Genomic DNA, 20555 nt, shown 5'->3' on the forward strand with positions numbered 1-20555 from the left:
GTCCTCCCCCCTGCGTTCTTTCGGAAGTGTCTCGATGTCGATGATCAACAAGGTGCCCGCGAGCGCCGGCGCGCAATGGCTGCTGGACGGGCTGGCCGCGCTCAAGCGCGCGCCGCTGCAGCTGGGCGCGCTGGGCGCGCTGTGGGCGCTGCTGTCGCTGCTGGTGGCGCAGGTCATGGCGCTGGCCACGGTGCCGGGGCTGTTCCTGCAGCTGCTGCTGGGGCTGGCCTCGCCGGTGCTGTTCGCGGGCATGGTCGGCGCGGCCCGCAAGGTGGCCGGCGCGCAGCCGGTGGTGCCGGGCGACCTGTTCGGCGGGTTCCGCTCCGGCCGCATCTCCAGCCTGGTGGCCACGCTGCTGCCGCAGGTGCTGCTGGCCATCGCCGCCGGCGTGCTGCTGATGGCGCTGCTGGGCACCGACGGGGTGCAGAAGCTGCAGGAGGTCATCGGCCATCTCGAGCAGCAGGCCGCCAGCGGCGGCCAGCCCGATCCGGCGATGGTGGCGCAGCTGCCGGCCGGGCGCCTGCTGCTGTGGCTGCTGCTGCTGATCGCCGGCGGCCTGGTGGCCAGCCTGCTGGTGTTCGTGGCGGTGCCGGACGTGCTGTTCGGCCAGCGTCGCGGCCTGGAGGCGATGTTCAACAGCCTGCGCGCCTGCCTGCACAACCTGCCGGCGGTGGTGGTGTTCTACCTGTTGCTGGTGATCGTGCTGGTGCCGCTGCTGGTGGTCGTGCAGCTGCTGGGCCTGGCGGTGGCCATGGTCGCCGGCCAGCTGCTGGGCATTCTGCTGACCAACGTGCTGCTGATGGGCGTGATGCTGCCGCTGCTGGCCGGCTGCGTGACCAGCGCCTGGAGCCAGCTGCTGGGCCAGCCCGGCGCCGTCGCGCCGACCGGCCCGCTGCCGCCGCCTTCGACCTTCGCGGCCTGACGTTCCTCCGGTCGGGGTTCTTCCCTCTTGGGGAATTGCGGCGCGTGGATTCCTGGCTTCGGATGGGCAGCGGTCCGGCGGGCGGTGGCCGCTTTTCCCTCCATCAGGGCATCCTGCCCTGATTCGGGCGCTCGGCTTCCTGCCTCGCTCGGCGCGGCCACCGCCCGCCGGCCCGCTGCCGCGCGCGTTGAGCGAATAGGCTTCGGCTCGAAAGAAGTCCCGATCCATCCGCAGCGGGTCCAGCCCCATTGTGGGAGCCGCCACGGCGGCGATGCGGCTTTACCGGGAAGGCCATGTCGCCATGGCGGCTCCCACAAAGAGCTGGAGCCCACTGGGCGCGAGCTTCAGGCTTGGGCGGCTTTACGGGGGAGGACCCAGCGGCAGGCGAGGATGCCGAGCTCGTAGAGCAGGCACATCGGCAGGGCCAGCATCAGCTGGGAGACCACGTCGGGCGGGGTGATGATCGCGGCGATGATGAAGACGCCGACGATGGCGTAGCCGCGCGATTCCTTGAGCTGCTGCGGCGTGACCAGTCCCAAGGCCACCACGATCACCATGGCCACCGGCAGCTCGAAGCTCAGGCCGAAGGCCAGGAAGATCACCACCACGAAGTCCAGGTACTTGGCCGGATCCGGCGCCAGGGTCACCACGTCGGGGGTGAACAGCGTCAGCGCATGGAACACCGCCGGCAGCACGGCGAAGTAGGCGAAGGCGCAGCCGGCGAAGAACAGCGCGATCGAGGACACCAGCAGTGGCACGGCCAGGCGCTTCTCGTGCCGGTACAGGCCCGGCGCGACGAAGCACCAGGCCTGGTAGATCAGCCATGGCGAGGACACGAACAGGGCCAGATAGAAGGCCAGCTTGATCGGCGCGAAGAAGCCCGAGGTCGGGTCGGCGGCGATCATCTTGGCGGCCTGATCGACCGGCAGCTGCGAGAGCAGGGGACGGGCCAGGTGCTCGAAGATGCGCTTGGCGAAGGGCACGGCGATCACCAGCACCACCGCCACGCCGGCCAGGCCCCGGATCAGCCGCGTGCGCAGCTCGATCAGGTGCTCCATCAGGCTGCTTTCGGCCTCGTGCTCGGAGCGATCAGGCACGGGGGCGTTCATGGCCTGGCTCGGACGCGGTGGGTTCAACGGCGGCGGGTTCGACGTGCGCCTGCGGCGCGGACGCGGCGGCCACGTCGGCGGCGGTGTCCGCGCCCGCTGCGGCGCCTTGCTCGGCGCCGGTGTCCTTCACCGCGGTGCGCAGTTCGTCGAACTGCTGCTGGGCCTGGGCGCCGCCGCGGCGTGCCTGTTCCTCGGTACGGCGCAGGGCCTCCTGGGCCTCGTGCAGATTGCGCTTGAGCTCCTCGGCGGCCAGCTCGCGCTCCAGCTCCTGCTTGACCGAATCCCACTGGTTGCGCGCCCGGCGCACCCACAGCCCCGCGAAGCGGGCCGCCTTGGGCAGGCGCTCGGGGCCGAGCACCACCAGCGCGACCACGGCGATGACGATGAGTTCGGGGAAGCCGATCTCGAACATGACGGCGCCTTGGGCCTCAGCCGGGCCGGCGCGGGCAGGGTGCCACCACGACAGCGCCTGCGGTCAGCGGGCGTCGCCGCTGCGTTCGCGCTCGCGCTCCTTGGCGGCGGCCTCGTCGGCGCCACGCGCCTCGTCGGACAGGCGCGCGACCGGCTTGTCCTCGTCGTCGCGCATGCCCTTCTTGAATTCCTTCACCGCGCTGCCCAGGTCCTTGGCGCCGCTGGTCAGGCGCTTGGTGCCGAACACCAGCAGCACGATGGCCAACACGATGATCCAGTGCCAGATGCTCAAACCGCCCATGTCGGACCCGCCGGGAAGAAGTGGACGGTCAGGATAGCCTACGCGGCGCGCGCTTGTGCTGACCACGGCGACCGCAAGCCGGCGGCCGCGCGACGGCCAGGGGCGTTCAGTTCAGCTGTTCGGTGCGGATTTCACCTTCGCCCACCGGCTGGAAGCCCTGCTGCGGCGCCGGCTGCGGCTGCGCGGGCTGCGCCTGCGCCGGCTGGCCGGCGCCGATCGGCGCGGTCTGTGCCTCGGGATAGGCCGGCGCGGCCGGCGGCGCGCTGGGCGTGCCGGTGGTGACCACCGGACGGGCGTCGCCGCCACGTGCGGCGCGCGCGGCAGCGGTGGCTTCCTCGAGTTCATCGCGGAAGGCCACCACCTGCGACGAGGGCCGGCCGGCGCGCGCCTCGAAGATCGCCCGGGGCGTGGCGCCCGCGCCGTAGGCGGCCACGTTGGCGTCGTTGTCGATGGACAGCACGGCGCCGTCCAGGGCGATGCCGGCGAACAGGCCGCGCGCGCGCGACCACGACCAGATCTCGGCCTTGAGCTGGCCGTCGGTGGCGGCCGACGCGTTGCGTCCTACCGGGCCGGCGGCCACGCCGGCATCGGCGCCCAGGGTCACCTTGCCGTTGACGATGTTGTTGAGCGAGCGGTCGTTGCGGAACACCAGCACGATGTCCGAGGACTGCACGCCGGCCTGGAAGCCGACGCTGCCGCCGGTGAGCTTGACGAACACCGGCTGCGACCAGGTGCCGTCGGGGTTCTTCACCGACATCAGGCCGTGGCCGCTGCGCCCGCCGAACACCAGGCCGACCTTGAGCGAGTCGGGGATGACGATGATCGCCTTGCCCTCGTCCAGCAGTTTGTCGGGGATGGATTCCTCGGGGATGCGCTGGATGTCGGCCAGCACGCGCGTGGCGTTGGTGGCGCGATCGTCCTGCTCGGTGCCGGCGAAGGCCTGCGTGGCGGCCAGGCTGGCCAGCAGCAGCACGCCCAGGCGGGCAAGGCGACGCGGCGTGGAACGGGACAGGGGCATGCGGGAGGCTCCGGGGAAAGTGGCGGGACAACGCAGCGCGCGCCGACGATGCCATCGGCCGCCATGCAACGCCGCGAGCCTAGTGAGCGGCGAGTGAATCGGCCATGAGCCCGCGCGGCATCTGTCATCATGCCGCGCATGTCCGACGCTCCCTCCGCCGCGGCCATGGGCCAGGCTGCTTCCTCTCCCGCCTCCGCCGTCGCCGGCACGCTGGTGCTGGCCAATCTGGGCACACCGACCGCGCCGACCGCGCCGGCGGTGCGCCGCTACCTGGCCGAGTTCCTCAGCGACCCGCGCGTGGTCGCGATTCCGCGCTGGCTGTGGCAGCCGCTGCTGCGCGGGGTGATCCTGCCGCTGCGCGGACCCAAGTCGGCGGAGAAGTACGCCAAGGTCTGGCTGGAGGGCGGCTCGCCGCTGGCCGTGTACACCACCGGCCTGGCCGCGCAGGTGCAGGCCCTGCTGCCGCACTGGCGCGTGCTGCCGGCCATGCGCTACGGCGAACCCTCGCTGCGCGCGCTGCTGCAGCGGCTCCGGGACGAGGGCGGGCTGGTGCGGATGCTGCCGCTTTATCCGCAGTACTCGACCACGACCACCGCCTCGATGCAGGACGCGGCGCGCGCGGTGCACCCATCGGCGCCGGACGCGCGCCTGCAGTGGGTCGAGGACTATTCGGACGACCCGGACTGGATCGCCGCGGTCGCCGCGTCGATCGCGCAATGGCGCGCCCAGCATGGCGCTGGCGCGCACCTGCTGTTCTCCTTCCACGGCCTGCCCCAGCGCGTGGCCGACGGCGGCGATCCCTATCCGCAGCGCTGCGAGCGCAGCGCCGCGCTGATCGCCCAGGCGCTGGGCCTGGGCGAGGGCGAGTGGACGCTGACCTACCAGTCGCGCTTCGGCGCCGAACGCTGGCTGGAGCCGGCGACCGACGCCGAGCTGGCCGCCCTGGCCGCGCGCGGGGTGACCCAGGTCGACGTGGTCTGCCCGGGCTTCGCCGTGGACTGCCTGGAGACGCTGGAGGAGGTGGGCATGCAGTTCGCCGAGGGCTTCGCCCACGCCGGCGGCACGCTGCGCTACATCCCCTGCCTCAACGACGCGCCCGCCCATGCGCGCGCGCTGGTGGCGATGCTGGAGCGCCAGTTCGGGCCGATGCGGGCATGAGCCTGCGCCCGGTCACGGTGCCGACCCAGGTCGGCGCGCTGGCCGCGCTGCGCGGCGGCGATCCGCACGGGCCCAAGGTCATCGCCCTGCACGGCTGGCTGGACAACGCGGCCAGCTGGCTGCCGTTGTTCGAGCATCTGCCGCAGCCGCTGGACGTGCTGGCGCTGGACCTGCCCGGGCACGGTCACAGTCCGCACCTGCCGCCGGGTGTGGAGTATTCGCCGTTCGTGGCGATCAACGCGGTGCTCGACGCGGCCGATGCGCTCGGCTGGACGCGCTTCGCGCTGCTCGGGCATTCGATGGGGGCCGGGATCTCGAGCCTGATTGCCGCGGCTTGCCCGCGGCGCGTGCGCGCGCTGGTGTGCATCGAGGCGCTGGGCGGCCTGGCCGAGGACGCGGCCGAGGCCGGCGGCCGCCTGCGCGATGCCATCGAGCGGGCGCGCCAGCCCGCGCGACGGCCGCTGCGCGTGTTCGCATCGCTGGACGCGCCGGTGCGTGCGCGCATGCAGGCCAACGGCCTGAGCCAGGCCAGCGCGGCCCTGCTGGTCGAGCGCGGCGTGCGCGCGGTCGACGCCGGCTGGGTCTGGAGCAGTGATCCGCGCCTGATGCTGCCCTCGCTGTACCGCGCCACGCATGCCCAGGTCGATGCCATCGTCGAATCGATCGACTGCCCGGCGCGGGTGATCCTGGCCACGCCCGCCCAGCCCTACTTCCCTGAGCCGATCCGCAGCCAGCGCGCCGCGCGCCTGCGCCACGGCCAGACCTTCGTGCTGCCTGGCCACCACCACGTGCACATGGACGACCCCGCCGCCGTGGCCGCGCTGATCGGCAACGCGCTCGGCAGCAACGACTGACCGCTGTGGGAGCCGCCATGGCGGCTCCCAGCCAGCTCCAGCCGGCTCCACCCACAGGTGCCTGTTGCTTCAGGGCTGCAGCAGCGCGCGCAGCTGCGCCTTGAGGGCGCGGCCTTCTTCGTGGAAGTAGGCGCGTTCGGCGCGCCAGTCGGGGAAGCGGCGTTCGACCTCGTTCCAGAACGCCTGGGAGTGGTTGGCCTGGGCCAGGTGGCACAGCTCGTGGACCAGCACGTATTCGAACGCGCTCGGCCGGGCCAGCACCAGCGACAGGTCCAGCGCCATCGTGCCGTCCGGACTCAGCGAGCCCCATTGCGAGGACATGATCTTCAGCCGCAGCCGCGACGGCGCGCGCGGCAGGCCGGGCAGGTGGCGCGGCATCCAGCGCGCCACGTCGCTGCGCGCCTGGGCCTCGTAGAACTCGCGCAGCGCGCGCGCCAGGGTGGCCTGCGAGCCGCGCGCCGGCCACTGCACGTGCAGGCCGTCGTCCTCCAGCGCCAGGCGCGCGTAGCGGCCGGGCTGCCAGTGCAAAGGAATCAGCGCGCCGCGCAGCGGCAGGTGCGTGCTCTGGCCCGGCTGCAGCGGCTGCACTTCGCAGGCCTGCACGCTGCGGGCCAGTTGGTCGTAGAGCCAGTCGCGGTGCAGGGCGAGGAAGCGATCGCCGGCGACCAGACTGGCGCGCATCGGCAGGGTCAGGCGCGCCCCGCGCTCGTCCACGCTCAGGCGGATGCGGCGGGCGCGCGGGTCGCGCACGCGCTGGATCTGGATCGGGGCGCCGCCGTCGGCCGCGGGGAACAGCACGGTGTCCCGCTCGACCGTGCGGGTGGGTTTGGCGATGAGCCGGCGCAGCAACATGCCGGCCATTGTACGGACGCGTGCGGCGCGCGTTTGACGGTCCGGCGACAGCCCGCGGCGCGGTTACTCCACCTTGCTGAGCTTCAGGGCGCCTTCGAGGATGAAGAACAGCCGCCGCACCTCGGCGCTCATCAGCGCGAAGCGCGCGTCCAGTTCGGCGCGCATGTCCTCGATGTTGTCCTCCAGCTGGTCGACCGCGCCATCGAGGAACTTGAGCTTGCGGATGATCAGGTCCTCGCCCAGGACGAAGGACACGTGGTCGTCCAGGTTGAGCGCGAGCTTGGTGACCTGCTTGCCGGCTTCCAGGTGCTTGTCGACCTCTTCGCTGCGCAGCTCCTGCTTCTGACACTTCACCACCGCGCCGCCGTCGATGGGATCCTTCATCTCGCATTCCTCGCCGAGGCTCAGCCCCTCGGGCAGGGGCTCGCCGGCGATCCAGCCGGTGAGGATCGAACGCGGCGCGATCTCGGCGTTGACCGGCATGGCCGGGAAGCTGCCCATCACCCCGCGCAGCTCGGACACCACGTTCTCGGCGCTCTTGCGCGAGGAGGCGTCCACGGCGATGAAGCCCGAGCGCGCGTCGATCAGCGCATCGGTGCGCGAGGGTTTGACGAAGGCGCGCGGCAGCAGCTCGTGCAGCAGGTCGTCCTTGAGCCGCTTGCGGGTCTTGCCGCCGGGGCGGCGCCCTTCCTTGGCCTCGATCTCGTCCAGCTTGCGCGCCAGCAGGTCGTTGACCACCGCGCCGGGCAGCAGCTTGTCCTCGCCGCCGACGCTGACCCAGATCGCGTCGTCGGCGCGATGGGTGGCGACCTCCTCGGAGCGGCCGAACGGATTGATGAAGCCGCGCGAGTTCATCTCCAGCGGGCCGACCGGCTTGAGCGGCGCCTGCGCGACCTGGGCGTCGAGTTCGGAGAAATCCAGCGAGGTGGGGAAGCGGAACAGGGTGAGATTGCGGAAGAACATGCAGGGGACCGTGTGGAGCGCGCGGCGCGCTGGAAGCGGCGGACGGCGCGGCGAAGGAGATCGTGGATTATGGCGGCTGCGGCCGGCGCCGACAGCCTTGACAGGCCGGCGCGGCGGCGGTGCCGGAACCGGGCGCTGCCGGTGACGGGCGACAGGCCCTAGGGCGCGGCACCGACCAGCTGCACCGCGTCGATCGAACCGGTCGGCGCGCCGGGCGTCACGCTCAGGCGCACGGCGCGGGTGCGGTAGGGCGTGGGCGCGAAGCGCGCCTGGAACCAGGTGACCTGCTGGGCGTCGCGCGGGGCGCGGTCCGGGCCGTTCCAGACCATGTGGCGCGCGCCGGTCTCGTCGATCAGTTCGATCCGGCGCAGGCGGCCGGGCAGGCCGACCTGGCGCACGCGGACCGCGCTGGCCGACACCGCCTTGTCATAGCGCAGCTCCAGCCATTCCGGCGCGCGGCGCTTGCCCGCGGCCTGCTCCGGCGCCCAGCCCTTCTCGGGGTAGCGCACGCTTTCCGCATCGGGCGCGCCGGTGGCCGCCTCGGGCGTCCAGCGCTCGTCCTGGCCGGCCAGCGCGGTGGCATAGGTCGAACTGGCCGTGGCGCTGGTGGCCCACTGGCCGGCCGGATCGTCCAGGTACTGCTGGCCGGCGCGGGCCTGCTCGATCTTGGCCTGGCGCTGGGCCGCCTGGCGCGGCGTCATCACCGGTGGGGCCGGGGTCGCCGCGGGCGCGGAGGTCTCGGCGTTCGCGGCCACGGGCGCGTCGGCGCCGGCGCGCGCGCAGCCGGCGAGCACGGTCAGTGCCGACAGCGCCACCGTCAATCGAGGTCCATGGGGCAATCCGCGTACCGCCATCAGTCCAGCCCGGGAGTCTCGCCGCGCAGCCAGGCGTGGGCATCGGGCTGCACCGCGCCTTCGGCACGGCCCAGGGCGGCGAAGTCGAACAGCTTGGCATCGGCCAGCTGCGAGGGCCGGATGTCGCCCATGGCGCGCGCGATCTGCTCGATCCGGCCCGGGTGCTCCTTCTCCCAGGCCTTGAGCAGGTTGCCGACCTGGCGACGCTGCAGGTTCTCCTGGCTGCCGCACAGGTTGCAGGGAATGATCGGGAACGCCTTGGCCTGCGAGTATTCGACGATGTCGGCCTCGCGCACATAGGCCAGCGGGCGGATCACCACATGGCGGCCGTCGTCGGACAGCAGCTTGGGCGGCATGCCCGAGAGCTTGGCGTGGTGGAACAGGTTCATGAAGAACGTGGCCACCATGTCGTCGCGGTGGTGGCCCAGGGCGATCTTGGTGAAGCCGTGCTCGGCGGCGTAGGCGTAGAGCGCGCCGCGGCGCATGCGCGAACACAGCGAGCACAGGGTCTTGCCCTCGGGCACCACGCGCGTGACCACCGAGTAGGTGTCCTGCTCGATGATGTGGAACGGCACGCCCAGGCCTTCCAGGTAGGCGGGAAGCACATGCTCGGGGAAGCCCGGCTGCTTCTGGTCCAGGTTGACCGCGACCAGCTCGAACGGCACCGGCGCCTTGCGCTGCAGCTGCAGCAGGATGTCCAGCAGGGTGTAGCTGTCCTTGCCGCCGGACAGGCACACCATCACCTTGTCGCCGGCCTCGATCATCCCGTAGTCGGCGATGGCCTGGCCGACCTGGCGGCGCAGGCGCTTGGCCAGCTTGGTCTGCTCGCGACGCGCGCGCGCCTGCGCGCCGGCCGGCGGCGGCGCGCTGTCGATCAGCTGCAGGGGCAGGGGCGTGGACATGGGGGGCGTGCATTCTAGCCGGCCGCCGACCTTCCTGCCCCGCGCGGGCCTCCGGGGACGGCGAGGCCGCAGCCGCGCGCACCGTCTGCTGCGGTCTTTGCGTATGCTGGGCGGGTGCACCAGGGGCTCACCAGCGATACGGTCACCCGGCTTGCCGCGCTGCGGCGGGAACATCGCGATCTGGACGATCAGATCAGCCGCGGCATCGCCGACCTGCAGGCCGACGAGCTGGCGATCAAGCGCCTGAAGAAGCGCAAGCTGTGGCTGAAGGACTGCATCGCCCGCCTGGAAAGCGCCCTGATTCCCGACGAGCCGGCCTGAGCCACAGCGGCGAGATGTGACCGCCGCGGTCACCGCCCTGGGACCCCCGTCGCAGGACCATGGGCCGGAAACCCCCGTCCCGACAGGCAGTTGCGTGCGATCGCCGGCGCCAGGGCGGATTGGCGCGATGTTTGCTTGATTCCCGGGTACGGCCCTGCCTTGTCCGGGCGCCTGGTGTTGTTCGTCCGCCCATGCCTCCGCTCGGCTCCACCGCTTCCGCCATCGCACTCCCGCCCACGGGGGGCGGGCTGCGCGTGGTGCGCCTGGGGCCGGGCCAGACCGGCGCCCCGCTGCGGCTGATGCGCCAGCGCCTGGCCGCCGAGCAGGGGCGGGAGCCCGAAGCCGACGACCTGCTGGAGGCCAGCGCCACCATCGTGTCGGTCTTCGCCGGCGATGCGCTGGTGGCGGCCCTGCGCGTGCACGCCACCGATACCCCGCAGCTGCGGCGCGAGCTCGGCCCGCTGCTGCAGCTGGACCGCTTCAGCGGCGCCTGCGCGCCGGAACACATCGTTGTCGGGTCGCGCCTGCAGGTGCTGGCCGACTTCCGCACCCGCCAGGTCATCGATGCGCTGCTGCGCGACAGCTATCGCCTGGCGCGTGATTCCGGCGTGCGTTTCGCGCTGATCGCCTGCGATCCGGCGCTGCATGCGCTGTTCGCCTTCTACGGATTCCGCGAGTACCTGCCGCCGGCGATCGTGCCCGGCGATGTTGGCCTGCTGCGCATGGCGCTGGTGTGCGAGGACGCCGGCACTTTCGTCAGCTGCGGCTCGCCGCTGGTCGATCTGGTGCAGCGTCCGCAGCTCGGTCTGTCGGCGCGCGGCTGGCTGGAGCAGGCCTTCCCCGTGCTGGGCTGAGCGTCGCCGCCGCGGCGGCGCGGGTGCTAAGGTGCCGCCGCCCACGGAGCGCTGGATGTGGTCGGAAAGCAGGAACTCATCGAGAAGGCACGCAACCCCTGGTGGCAGGCCGCGGCGGCGGTGGCCCTGCTGGCCCTGGTGATCACCACGGCGCTGGGCGGGTTCGGCGACGCCTCGGGCAAGCCCCACCCGCTGCCGCGCAGCGGCGCGGACACCACGCTGCGCAGCGGGGCGATGGCGGTGACGCCGCGCCGGACGTGGCTGGCGCACTACCGGCCGGGTGGGCGGGTCGATCCGGCCGACCCGCAGGCGCTGTATCTGGTGCTGGAGGCCGACATCGAAAATCTCACCGGGCGCAGCGTCAACGGCTACGGTTTCCTGCGCGAGGACGTGGTGCTGGTCGACGCGCGGGGCGAGCCGACCCGGCCCGACGTGCTGCAGCTGGCCGATGACCACAGCACCCTGACCGGGCTGCAGCCGCGCCTGCGCCAGCGGGTGGAACTGGTGTGGTCGCTGCCGGCCGGCACGGCCGTGCCGGCGCAGCCGTTGTTCGGCCTGTTCGCGCGCGACTACGTGGCCAAGGCCTATCTCAACGACCAGGGCGGCTGGATGCAGGGCGCGCCGATGGCGCTCATGCAGCTGCCGCTGCGCGATCTGCGCGACCGGGTGGTGGCGCCATGAGCGCGGGGGCCTGGTCGGTGCCGCGCCTGCGCTGGCGGCAGGTGCTGTGGATCGCGCTGGCGCTGGCGGCGATCGTGGTGCTGCGCAAGCACCAGTCCAGCTACGAGCAGCGCGATGCGCCGCTGCTGCAGCCGGCGCCGGCGAGCGCCGCGGTCGGGCGCAACTTCCGGGTCGAGGTCGGCGCGCTCAAGGTGGTCCACGCCTACCTGCTCAACGGCCCGTATCCGGGCGATGAGGCGCGGACCCTGCGCACGCCGGGCGTGTGGCTGTCGGTCCTGGCCAAGGTCGAGGCCACCCAGCATCCGGGCATGCTCACCGCGCAGCTGCGCACCCGCGAAGGGCGGGTGTATGTCGCCACCGGCGCCGAGCGTCCGCGCCTGCCGGCGTTCAACCTGTCCGGGCGCGAACTGGCGCCCGGGCTGCAGGAAGTCGGCGCCTGGTTCTTCGAACTGCCGCCGGATCAGCTGCAGGGCGCGCATCTGCAGCTGTTCTGGGGCACCAGCCTGCCGGCCGGCGGCGACAGCCTGGTCGATGTCGACCTGGGGCTGGACGCGGCGCGCGCGCGGCGCATGCTCGAGGAGGCCAAGCCGGTGCTGGATCTGCGCCAATGAACACGACGATCGCGACGGGCTGGTGGCGGCGCAACGCCGGCTGGCTGGCCGGCACGCTGGTGCTGGGCGCGCTGGCCCTGTGGCTGCCCTACTGGCAGGCGCGCCAGCGCGATCTCGACCTGCATCCGGACATCCCGGTCACCGCCAAGCCCGGGCAGTGGGCGCGCTTCGCCGGCGCGCGCTGGCGGCTGGTCTCGGCCGAGGTGGTCGAACCCGGCGACCGCCGCCTGCGCGGCTGGCTGCGCAAGGACGCGGTGGTCCTGCTGCTGCGCTACGAGGTGGTGCGCGCCGCGGGCGCCGACGCGGCGCTGTTCGAGACCTGTCGCGGCGCGGTGACCGATGCGGCCGGGCGACGCTGGGAGGCGGGTCCCAATGCGCTGCCACGGCTGGCCGGGCCGCGCCTGCCGCCCGGCTGCGGCCACGGCCTGGACGCGAACGGCGACCAGGTGACCATCGCGCCCGGCCAGCCGCTGCTGTTCCAGCACGCCTTCGTGCTGCCGCGCGCGCAGGACGTGCACGGCCTGCATGCGCGGATCGAGCTGAGTCCGCTGGCCGGCGTGGCCGGCCGCCATCTCGACGTGCCGCTCTAGGACGTGCCGCTCCAGGGGCCGGGCGCTAGCGCGCGCCCGGCAGCCGCGCGATGGCGCGGTCGAAGGTGGCCGCCAGCAGCACCGTGCGCAGCGCGTCGGTCAGCAGCGAGGTGCGGAACGACAGCGGCGTGGTCAGGAACACCGCATACAGCTGGCCCTGCACCTGCTGCACCGCTGGCGACTGCGGCCCGATCACCTGCCGCATCCAGTGCCAGGCCCAGGAGTCGATCCAGGCCAGCAGCTGCCAGCCCACGCACAGGGTCAGCAGCGCCGGCAGGCCCGCGCGCAGCACCAGACGCAGGCTGTTGACCACCGGCACGCCCTTGCTGGTCCAGCCCTCGCTGGCCTTGTCGGCCAGCATGCGCAGGCTGAAGTGCAGCGAGCGGAAGCGCTGCACCAGCTGCTCCAGGCGGGCATCGGCCTGGTCCAGGCGCTGGGCCTTCTTGAGGTCGATGCCGTAGATCAGCGCGGTGATCGCCAGCCAGATCAGCGGCAGCACCACCGCGCCGGCGGCCGTGTTCACCACGTCCCACGCCGGCGCCAGCAGACGCCTGGCCGGCGGCAACAGCGTGAACAACGAGGCCGGGTTCTCCCACCAGCGGGTCGCCGCCACATACACCACCCGCGCGTGCCACCAGTCCTTGGCCACGCCGTGGAGCCGGGTGATGGCGGCCACGCCGACGAACACCCAGTAGGCCTCGCACACGGTCACCAGCAGCTTCCAGCCCCAGCCTTCGCCGGCGGCGGCGCGGCGCTTGGCCGCCCAGCGCAGCACCCAGGCGACGGCCAGCGCGACCCAGATGCCTTTCAGGTGCAGGACGTTGGCCAGGTCCTCCTTGTCCCACACGCCCATCACATAGCCGGTGCGGAAGTCGCGGCGCAGGTTCTCCAGCAGGCCCCAGCCGGCGTAGTAGGCGAAGAACGGCAGCAGCGCCACCGCCAGCGCACCGCTCCAGTGCGCGCGCGCCGGGTCCAGCCGCGGCGTGGTCGCCCCGCCGGCCAGCATCGGCAGCGAGGGCCGCAGCGACTGGAACATGAGGATCGTGCCGGCCAGCTGGGTGACGATCAGCAGCGACAGCGCGGCGAAGGACAGCAGCGCGCTGTAGCTGCCCAGCCGCACCGCCAGCTGCATCAGCGCGTCGTAGCACACGCGCATGGCGAAGAACCAGAACAGCAGCGCCGGCCAGTGCCGGGCCAGCACCCGGCCGGCCAGGCGCGGCACTTCCAGCCACGCCGGCCCGCGGTCGGCGGCGATGTCGGGCGTCGCGGCGGGCGGGGACAGCGCCATGCGGGCTTATTCGGAAGGCGTCGGCGCCGGTTCCGGACGCGCCGCCTCGGGGCTGACGCGTTCGATGGTGTGGCGCAGCTCGCGGCCCAGGATCACCTTGGCATCGCGCGCCCACGCGTCCAGGCGCGCGTCGAACAGCAGCTTGCTGTGCTCGTCCGGCCACACCAGCTTGAGCTCGCGCAGTTTCTGGATGAAGCCGCGGAACAGCGTCCTGTCGAAGAACTCCGGCGCGGCCGGCGCGTAGAGCAGGCTCAGGCGCTGGGCGGCCTGCTGGCACAGGCTCTCCAGCTCGGCCGCGCCCAGCGTGCCCGGGCCGTTCTTCACCAGCACCGAGATGGCGATGTAATAGCGCTCGAAGGCTTGCTGCAGCGAGTGGCCGATCGCGCGCAGGCGGAAGACCTCGTCGGTCTGCCCCGCATTGCGCTGCAGGACGCCGCCATCGTCATCGTTGATCTGTTCGAGCATGTGCGCCTCGATGAAGACATCGATGGTGCGGTCGATGCGCTCGCCGAACTCCTCGGCCGTCCACGGCAGGAACAGCTCGGCCTGCAGGAACGGATACAGCTGCTGGCCCAGCGCGATCAGCCGCGAACGCGCCATGCGCCGGTTGTTCTGGAAGCAGCAGGCGATCCACGAGGCCGCGGTGAACAGGTGCAGCACGTTGTTGCGGTAGTAGCTCAGCAGCACCGCGGTGTCTTCATCGACCACGTCCAGCACATCGCCCAGCGGATGGGAGATGCGGCGCAGCACGTTGATATCCAGGCCGTGGGCAATGATCCGCTCGGGGCTGTGCGGGGTGACGGTGACGCGGTCCGAATACGGCAGGCGCGCCAGCAGGGTCTTGCTCAGCTCGATCTGCGCGATCAGGTCGGCCTCGGCCATGGCGTGCTTGGGCGTGGACAGGAGCGCCAGCGCCAGCAGGTTGATCGGGTTGACGTCGGCGGCGGCGTTGACGCGGGTGTTGATGGTGGTGGCCAGCGCATCGACGGTGTCCGACAGCCAGCGTGGCTTGTCTTCCTCGGACAGCGGCTTGCCGTCCCACTCCGGCGCGTGCCGGGCCAGCATGTCGGTCAGCTCGATCGGCTCGCCGAAGTTCACCACCACCTGGCCGAAATTGGAGCGCAGCACCTTGGGGATGGACCACAGCAGGCCCCAGATGGATTCCTTCTGCTTGGGCCGGCCGGACAGTTCGTCCAGATAGCTCTTGCCCTCCATCAGCTTCTCGTAGCCGATGTACACCGGCTGGAACAGCACCGGCTTGCGCGGCTGGCGCAGGTAGGCGCGCACGGTCATCGAGATCACCCCGCCCTTGGGCGGCAGCAGCCGGCCGGTGCGCGAGCGCCCGCCCTCGACGAAGTATTCGATCGAATAGCCGCCGGCCACCAGCTGGGCCATGTACTCGCTGAACACCGCCGAGTACAGCGGGTTGCCGCGGAACGAGCGCCGGGCGAAGAACGCGCCGCCCTTGCGCAGCAGCGTGCCGACCACCGGCAGATTGAGGTTGATGCCGGCGAAGATGTGCGGCGGCACGATGCCGCGTTCGTACAGCAGGTAGCTCAGCAGCAGGTAGTCCATGTGGCTGCGGTGGCTGGGCACGTAGACGATCTCGTGCCCGGGCGCGGCGTCCTTGAACTTGTCCAGGTGGTGCACCAGCACGCCGGCGTAGATGCGGTTCCACACGTGGCTGAGCAGGAAGCTGGCCGAGCGCACCACCGGGTTGGAGTAGTCGGCGGCGATCTCCCAAGCGTAGGCGTGGGCCTTCTTCCACGCGTCCTCGGGCTTGGAGTTGTCGCGGCGCGCCTGGTCGGCGATGGCCTCCTTGACCGGCTCGGCCGCCAGCACCTGGTCCACCAGCAGGCGGCGGGTGGACAGGTCCGGGCCGATCACCGATTCGCGGATGCGGTGGAAGTGCTTGCGCAGCACGCGCGAGAGCTTGCGCACCGTGCGCTCGGGCGGCAGCTGTTCGGCCACGGCGTCGCGCACCGACACCGGCGCGGAGAAGCGCACGATGGTGCTGCGGCCGTTGAGCAGGATCGCCAGCAGGCGGCGGAAGCGGCCCACCAGCGCCCAGTTCTCCGAGAACAGCACCGCGAACCAGCCGCTCTGCTTGTCCGGCGCGCGGCCGACGAAGATCGACACCGGCACCAGCTGCACGTCCAGCGCCGGATTGAGGCGGTGCGCCTGCAGCAGGCGCGCCAGCGAGTCCGAATGGGTCTTGGTGCTGCCGGCCTCGGGGATCAGCGAACTGGCGATGCGCCGCGACAGGGCCAGGTAGGCGCGCTTGCGCCGCAGCGGGTCGCCCGGCACCGGCAGCGGCAGCAGCGGCGAGGGCAGGCCGGCGGCCTGGCAGGCGCGGTCCAGGATCAGGGCGTTGGACAGGCCGTAGTCTTCCAGCACGTAGCACACCGGACGGCTGTCCAGCAGCGTGGACGGCGCCTCGGGTTCGATGTCCAGCTCGACCCAGGGGTCGACCACCTTGTGCAGCAGGCGCGCCCACAGCGGGGGCTTGCCGGTGCGGCCGATCGGGGCGGACACCGGCACCGGCAGCTGCGCGGGTGCGGACGCCGCGGCGTCGGCCGCCTCTGCCGGCGGTGCGTCCTCGCGCTCGGGACGCGGGTCTTCGGGGAAGGGCAGGGGGTTCTGGTCAGGCATCGCGGCCATTATGCCCAATGGCCGTTGCCGGCCCCGGTGACCGTTCCGGCCACCTTGCCGTCCGGCGGCGGTGGCGAGGACGCCGGCGGCGCGGAAGGGGACGGCGCCTCGGGCGCCGGCGCGTCAGGCGCAGTGGGCGCCTGCTGTTCGAGGCGTTTGCGCAGGGCCGCGGCCTGGTCCATGTAGTGGGCCACGTACCAGTGGCCGCCCTGGCGGCGCAGGGTCACGGTCAGCTGGATCGGCTTGCCGGCCAGCGGGTAGGTCACCGCGACCTTGGCCAGGTCGCCCTCCTGGGTGACCTCGCCCACTTCCAGTTTGGCCAGGCTGTCGTCCAGCGACAGGCCGTAGTCGGCCAGCACGCCGCCCAGCGCGGCGAAGAACGGATCCAGCCGGGCCAGGGCGCCGGCCATGCCGGCCTGGGTCAGGTCGGCCTCCGAATCGATGCCGGTCGCCCGCGCGGCCGGTACCAGGGTGCGCAGCGCGGTATGGGCGCGGGCGGCATCGGCCAGCGGCGCCGACTGCGCCCAGGCGGTCAGCGCCGGCACGACCTGGCCGAAATGCGCGCGCTGGTCGGGGGTGAATTCGCCCTGGCTGCGCACGTACTGGCCGATGAACAGGCCCAGGGTCTGCGCGGCGTTGCGCAGGTCGGTGACCTGGCCGGCCAGGTTGCGGTCGTAGTCGATGCCCAGCTGGCGTTCGGCGTCGTTGGCCGACAGTGCGGCCAGCATGGGCACCAGCCGTTCGGGCAGGGGCAGTTCGCTCAGCGGCCAGCGGCTGGCGCCGGCGGCCCAGCCGGCCGCGAAGGTCTGGTAGTCCTGGGCGGGCACCGCATCGCGGGCGAAGCCGGCCAGGTCGTACTGGCGCAGCTGTGCCGCCAGGTGACGCACAGTGGCGGCCGGGCCGTCCGGTCGGTCGTCGACCACCGGCTTGGGCGAGCGCTGGCACGCGGCCAGGACGGCCAGGGCACAGGCAAGGACGGCGGCGGGTATGCGCAGGGCCCGAGGCATGGGGGTTCTCTCCAGGTGGGGGGCATCTTGGCCGCTGCATGTGTCGCGGGCAACACGCGGGCGGACGACGCCCCAGCAAGCGGCTTCGCCGCGGTAAGCGGCCCCGCCCGCCGGACCGCTGCCCTTCCGAAGCCGCCGCACATGAGAGCCGGGCACTTGGATGGGGGCGCAAAAAAAACAGGCCCGGTCGAATGACGACGCGCGGGCCTGGCAAATCCGGGTCGGGCCCGGAGGACATCGGTTGTGGCAACGCTCCGGCCCAGGGCCGGACGGCGCACAGCCTAACCCCTGAATAAAGGCAATGCAACACTTTAAGTGTTGCTTCTCAAGCTATTGATTTAAAACGGATAATTTCGCAAATATGTCTGCCCTGCCAGACGGCTGCGACCTGCCGTCCTTCCCAGCGTGGCAGGACCCGTGGCGGCGACCTGATCCCGTGAAGCGCCGTGCGGATGCGCGCCCCCCTGCATGCGGTTCGCCGGTCAGGGCGAGCCTGGTCCGGCCTCGACGATATCGCGCAACCCACCACGCGGGCATGCTCGCTCGGGATGGCGGCATGTCACGCCGTGCGTGCAGGCCCTCAAGCGTGCTCCGCAGCTGCCGCGGCGCCTGCGCCTTGGCGGCCTAGGCGGGCTGGTGCGCGGCGAGGATCTGCTGCTGGATCGCCTCGGCCGCCGCGCGCGGATCGCTGGCCTGGCGGATCGGCCGGCCGACCACGATGGCATCGGCGCCGGCGGCGAAGGCCTGGGCCACGTCCAGCACCCGCTTCTGGTCGCCCACCGCGCTGCCGGCCGGGCGGATGCCGGGGCAGACGATGTCGAAGCCGGCGCCGGCCGCCGCGCGCACGGGCGCGGCCTCCAGGCCCGAGCAGATGACCCCGTCGATGCCGGCGGCCTGCGCGGCCAGCGCGCGCTGCACCACCACGGCCTGCGGCTCGGCGTCGATGCCCATCGCGGCCAGGTCGCCGCGGTCCATCGAGGTCAGCACCGTCACCGCCAGCAGGCGCAGCTCGCCACGGCGCGCTTCGGCGGCGGCCTGCATCATCGGCGCGTGCCAGCCGTGGATCGTGGCGAAGGTCACCGGCCAGCGCGACAGCCCGGCGATCACCCCGGCCACCGTGGCCGGGATGTCGAAGAACTTCAGGTCGACGAAGATCTTCTTGTCGCGCTTGGCCAGCGCGTCGAGCACGCTGAAGTAATCGCCCGAGGCCAGCAGCTCCATGCCGATCTTGTAGAAGCCCACCGCATCGCCCAGGCGATCGACCCAGTCCAGCGCCTGCGCGCCGGTGGGTTCGTCCAGGGCGACGATCAGGCGCTCGCGCGGGGCCAGCTGCAGCGCGCTCATGGCGCCACGTCCAGCTGCGCGCGCTTGGCGGCGCGGCGCGCCTCGCGCGGCTGCTGCCAGTCGTTGTTGAACAGCGCCGGCTCCCACGAGCCGTAGGTCGGGCCGGCCAGCATCCACCAGCGCTCGCCGAACCAGTCGCGGTACTGCGTCAGCAGCCGCTCGCGGTCGGCCTGCGTGTTGGCCACCACCTGCACGAAGTCGCCCAGCTGGTCGCCGAACTGCATCAGCACGCGGTACTGCTGCCCGGCCAGCCTGCGCCGGCAGTTCTTCTCGGTGCCGTTCTGCTCGCAGCCCGGCACGTTCGTGCCCAGGCCCAGGAACACGCTGTCGTCGGCCACCGGCAGGCCGACCGCCTTGAGGTTGGCGATGGTGGCGTCCTTGAGGTGCACGGCGCGGTTGGAGACGTACAGCAGGGTCACGCCCTTGGCGTTGGCGGCCTTGGCGAAGTCGACCACGCCCGGCACGGCCTTGGCCTTCTTCTCGGCCACCCAGCGGTCCCAGCTGACCTCGTCGTATTCGGCGTTGTCGCGGATCAGGCGCGCCTGGTAGGGCGAGTTGTCCAGCACGGTCTCGTCCACGTCCAGGATCACCGCCGGCTTCAGGCCGGTGGCGGCGTTGCCGCGCTCTTCCGGCACCAGCGCGTCCCAGTGCTTTTCCTTCAGCGCGGCGTCCAGGTGATCGGCGGCGGCGCGATAGGTCTGGATCGACAGGGCCTGGTATTCGACCGAACGCTGCACCCACAGCACCGCGTTGAGGTTGTCGTCGGCCGGTGCGGTGGGCGTGGTCGGGACGGGCTGGGTGGCCGCGGCGACGGCCGGGGCCGGCGTGGAGGCGGCCGGCGCGGCGGCGGGGTCGGTGCGCTTGCAGGCGGCCAGGGCCAGCACGGTGCAGAGGCTCAGGAGCAGCGGTCGGGTTGCGGTCACGTGGGAGGATCGACGCGAAAGAGGCCCGCAAGTTTACCGGCTGCCGGTGACAGCCTCACTTCGGCGCCGGCCGCGCGCGGCGGCTATCCTTGCCGGCCCCTTGAACCGTTCCAGGTGCCTTGTGACCGATGCCGCCGACCTGCCCGTGCTCGACGCCGCCCAGGCCCGCCTGCTGGGCTGCCTGATCGAGAAGGAAGCCACCACGCCGGATGTCTATCCGCTGACGGTCAATGCCGCGGTGTCGGCCGCCAACCAGAAGACCGCGCGCGATCCGATCATGAACCTGCAGGCCGGCGCCGTGCAGCATGCGCTGCGCGCGCTGGAGTCCCTGGGCCTGGCGCGCCAGCAGTTCTCCTCGCGCGCCGAGCGCTACGAACACCTCGCCGACAAGGCCTTCAGCCTGCCCAACCAGCAGGTCGCGCTGCTCGGCCTGCTGCTGCTGCGCGGCCCGCAGACGGTCAATGAACTGCTGACCCGCGCCGAGCGGCTGGCCTCGTTCGCCGACGCGGAGGACGCGCGCCACCACCTGGAGCGCCTGGCGCATCGCGAATCGGCGCTGGTGGTGCAGATTCCGCGCGGCCCGGGCCAGCGCGAGGACCGCTGGATGCACCTGCTGGCCGGGCCGGTGGACGTGGCGGCGATCAGCGCGCGCGTTACCAGCGGGTCCGGTGAGAGCGCCCCCAGCGCACTGGAGCACCGCATCGCCGAGCTGGAGGCGCGCGTGGCCGATCTGGAAGCGCGCCTGGCGCAGCTGCAGCCCGCGGGTCCTGCGGTGCCTCAGCTGTCCTGAGCGCGCCGCCTCCGGTATGACGCGCCAGGTGCGCCCGCACGCCGCGCACGCGGACGCCGCGATGGCTGGCATGGGCGGCGTTGTCCGGCGTGCAGCGCACCGTGGTCGTTCCGGCGCGGCTGCCCGCACGGGCTGAACGTTGAAGCGGTT

At 72.2% G+C, this 20555-nt stretch carries 22 protein-coding genes; 9 read left to right on the forward strand and 13 right to left on the reverse strand.

Annotated features, from left to right (window positions below):
- Positions 1–34 precede the first annotated feature (34 nt).
- The gene (locus LAJ50_RS00930) at positions 35–922 is read left to right on the forward strand and encodes a BPSS1780 family membrane protein (RefSeq protein ID WP_138651382.1); all 888 of its coding nucleotides are present in this window, start codon (positions 35–37) and stop codon (positions 920–922) included.
- Between the two features lie 344 nt (positions 923–1266).
- Here the strand turns inward: LAJ50_RS00930 and tatC are convergent, their stop codons facing one another.
- The 4 genes from tatC to LAJ50_RS00950 form a co-directional block, all read right to left on the reverse strand.
- Positions 1267–2031 carry a twin-arginine translocase subunit TatC gene (gene tatC / locus LAJ50_RS00935; RefSeq protein WP_130551255.1) on the reverse strand — a complete coding sequence of 255 codons (765 nt, stop codon included), beginning with the start codon at positions 2029–2031 and terminating at the stop codon, positions 1267–1269.
- Complete coding sequence (tatB, locus tag LAJ50_RS00940) at positions 2012–2443, reverse strand: Sec-independent protein translocase protein TatB (RefSeq protein ID WP_138651381.1); 432 nt, start codon at positions 2441–2443, stop codon at positions 2012–2014. The genes tatC and tatB overlap by 20 nt, the downstream gene beginning before the upstream one ends.
- A gap of 63 nt (positions 2444–2506) precedes the next feature.
- Positions 2507–2743, reverse strand: a complete 237-nt coding sequence (tatA, locus tag LAJ50_RS00945) for a Sec-independent protein translocase subunit TatA (RefSeq protein WP_130514837.1) — start codon at positions 2741–2743, stop codon at positions 2507–2509.
- 106 nt (positions 2744–2849) lie between these two features.
- Positions 2850–3761 carry a lipid-binding SYLF domain-containing protein gene (locus tag LAJ50_RS00950; RefSeq protein ID WP_138651380.1) on the reverse strand — a complete coding sequence of 304 codons (912 nt, stop codon included), beginning with the start codon at positions 3759–3761 and terminating at the stop codon, positions 2850–2852.
- 165 nt (positions 3762–3926) lie between these two features.
- On the opposite strand from LAJ50_RS00950, the gene hemH reads away from it, so the two are divergent.
- Positions 3927–4919, forward strand: a complete 993-nt coding sequence (gene hemH / locus LAJ50_RS00955) for a ferrochelatase (protein ID WP_205961503.1) — start codon at positions 3927–3929, stop codon at positions 4917–4919.
- On the forward strand, positions 4916–5773 hold the full coding sequence (locus LAJ50_RS00960; RefSeq protein ID WP_138651378.1) for an alpha/beta hydrolase: 858 nt from the start codon (positions 4916–4918) through the stop codon (positions 5771–5773). Before hemH ends, LAJ50_RS00960 begins: the two co-directional genes overlap by 4 nt.
- A gap of 69 nt (positions 5774–5842) precedes the next feature.
- Here LAJ50_RS00960 and LAJ50_RS00965 read toward each other — a convergent pair whose 3' ends face one another.
- The 4 genes from LAJ50_RS00965 to ttcA form a co-directional block, all read right to left on the reverse strand.
- Positions 5843–6625, reverse strand: coding sequence for a SprT family zinc-dependent metalloprotease (locus LAJ50_RS00965; RefSeq protein WP_138651436.1), 783 nt, complete (start codon positions 6623–6625; stop codon positions 5843–5845).
- Between the two features lie 63 nt (positions 6626–6688).
- Positions 6689–7588 (reverse strand): recombination-associated protein RdgC, encoded by a 900-nt coding sequence (locus LAJ50_RS00970; protein WP_130551249.1) that lies wholly within the window; start codon positions 7586–7588, stop codon positions 6689–6691.
- A gap of 158 nt (positions 7589–7746) precedes the next feature.
- Positions 7747–8403 carry a hypothetical protein gene (locus tag LAJ50_RS00975; RefSeq protein ID WP_138651377.1) on the reverse strand — a complete coding sequence of 219 codons (657 nt, stop codon included), beginning with the start codon at positions 8401–8403 and terminating at the stop codon, positions 7747–7749.
- Between the two features lie 38 nt (positions 8404–8441).
- On the reverse strand, positions 8442–9344 hold the full coding sequence (gene ttcA, locus LAJ50_RS00980) for a tRNA 2-thiocytidine(32) synthetase TtcA (RefSeq protein ID WP_138651376.1): 903 nt from the start codon (positions 9342–9344) through the stop codon (positions 8442–8444).
- 114 nt (positions 9345–9458) lie between these two features.
- Here ttcA and LAJ50_RS00985 point away from each other — a divergent pair, with 114 nt between their 5' ends.
- The 5 genes from LAJ50_RS00985 (at position 9459) to LAJ50_RS01005 (ending at position 12401) form a co-directional block, all read left to right on the forward strand.
- The gene (locus tag LAJ50_RS00985) at positions 9459–9665 is read left to right on the forward strand and encodes a YdcH family protein (protein ID WP_130551246.1); all 207 of its coding nucleotides are present in this window, start codon (positions 9459–9461) and stop codon (positions 9663–9665) included.
- 191 nt (positions 9666–9856) lie between these two features.
- A complete protein-coding gene (locus LAJ50_RS00990; RefSeq protein ID WP_138651375.1) occupies positions 9857–10519 on the forward strand; it encodes a hypothetical protein in 663 nt (220 codons plus the stop codon).
- A 57-nt stretch (positions 10520–10576) separates the two neighbouring features.
- Positions 10577–11200, forward strand: a complete 624-nt coding sequence (locus LAJ50_RS00995; RefSeq protein ID WP_138651374.1) for a hypothetical protein — start codon at positions 10577–10579, stop codon at positions 11198–11200.
- Positions 11197–11811: a hypothetical protein gene (locus LAJ50_RS01000; protein WP_138651373.1), complete on the forward strand. Its 615-nt coding sequence runs from the start codon at positions 11197–11199 to the stop codon at positions 11809–11811. The genes LAJ50_RS00995 and LAJ50_RS01000 overlap by 4 nt, the downstream gene beginning before the upstream one ends.
- Positions 11808–12401: a hypothetical protein gene (locus tag LAJ50_RS01005; protein WP_138651372.1), complete on the forward strand. Its 594-nt coding sequence runs from the start codon at positions 11808–11810 to the stop codon at positions 12399–12401. The genes LAJ50_RS01000 and LAJ50_RS01005 overlap by 4 nt, the downstream gene beginning before the upstream one ends.
- 25 nt (positions 12402–12426) lie before the next feature.
- Here LAJ50_RS01005 and LAJ50_RS01010 read toward each other — a convergent pair whose 3' ends face one another.
- The 5 genes from LAJ50_RS01010 to LAJ50_RS01030 all read right to left on the reverse strand — a co-directional run bounded on the left by LAJ50_RS01010 (position 12427) and on the right by LAJ50_RS01030 (position 19615).
- The gene (locus LAJ50_RS01010) at positions 12427–13689 is read right to left on the reverse strand and encodes a hypothetical protein (RefSeq protein ID WP_138651371.1); all 1263 of its coding nucleotides are present in this window, start codon (positions 13687–13689) and stop codon (positions 12427–12429) included.
- A 6-nt stretch (positions 13690–13695) separates the two neighbouring features.
- Entirely contained in the window at positions 13696–16350 is a 2655-nt protein-coding gene (gene plsB / locus LAJ50_RS01015) for a glycerol-3-phosphate 1-O-acyltransferase PlsB (protein WP_138651370.1), read from the reverse strand.
- Positions 16350–17348, reverse strand: a complete 999-nt coding sequence (locus tag LAJ50_RS01020; RefSeq protein WP_138651369.1) for a hypothetical protein — start codon at positions 17346–17348, stop codon at positions 16350–16352. Before LAJ50_RS01020 ends, plsB begins: the two co-directional genes overlap by 1 nt.
- A 624-nt stretch (positions 17349–17972) precedes the next feature.
- Complete coding sequence (gene pyrF / locus LAJ50_RS01025; protein WP_138651368.1) at positions 17973–18692, reverse strand: orotidine-5'-phosphate decarboxylase; 720 nt, start codon at positions 18690–18692, stop codon at positions 17973–17975.
- A complete protein-coding gene (locus LAJ50_RS01030; protein ID WP_130551237.1) occupies positions 18689–19615 on the reverse strand; it encodes a 5'-nucleotidase, lipoprotein e(P4) family in 927 nt (308 codons plus the stop codon). The genes pyrF and LAJ50_RS01030 overlap by 4 nt, the downstream gene beginning before the upstream one ends.
- A 121-nt stretch (positions 19616–19736) precedes the next feature.
- Between LAJ50_RS01030 and LAJ50_RS01035 the strand changes: the two genes are divergently transcribed.
- A complete protein-coding gene (locus tag LAJ50_RS01035) occupies positions 19737–20405 on the forward strand; it encodes a DUF480 domain-containing protein (protein ID WP_138651367.1) in 669 nt (222 codons plus the stop codon).
- The last annotated feature ends 150 nt before the right edge of the window (positions 20406–20555 follow it).

Origin of the sequence: Pseudoxanthomonas sp. X-1 (genome assembly GCF_020042665.1) — a bacterium.
GTDB lineage: Bacteria > Pseudomonadota > Gammaproteobacteria > Xanthomonadales > Xanthomonadaceae > Pseudoxanthomonas_A > Pseudoxanthomonas_A spadix_A.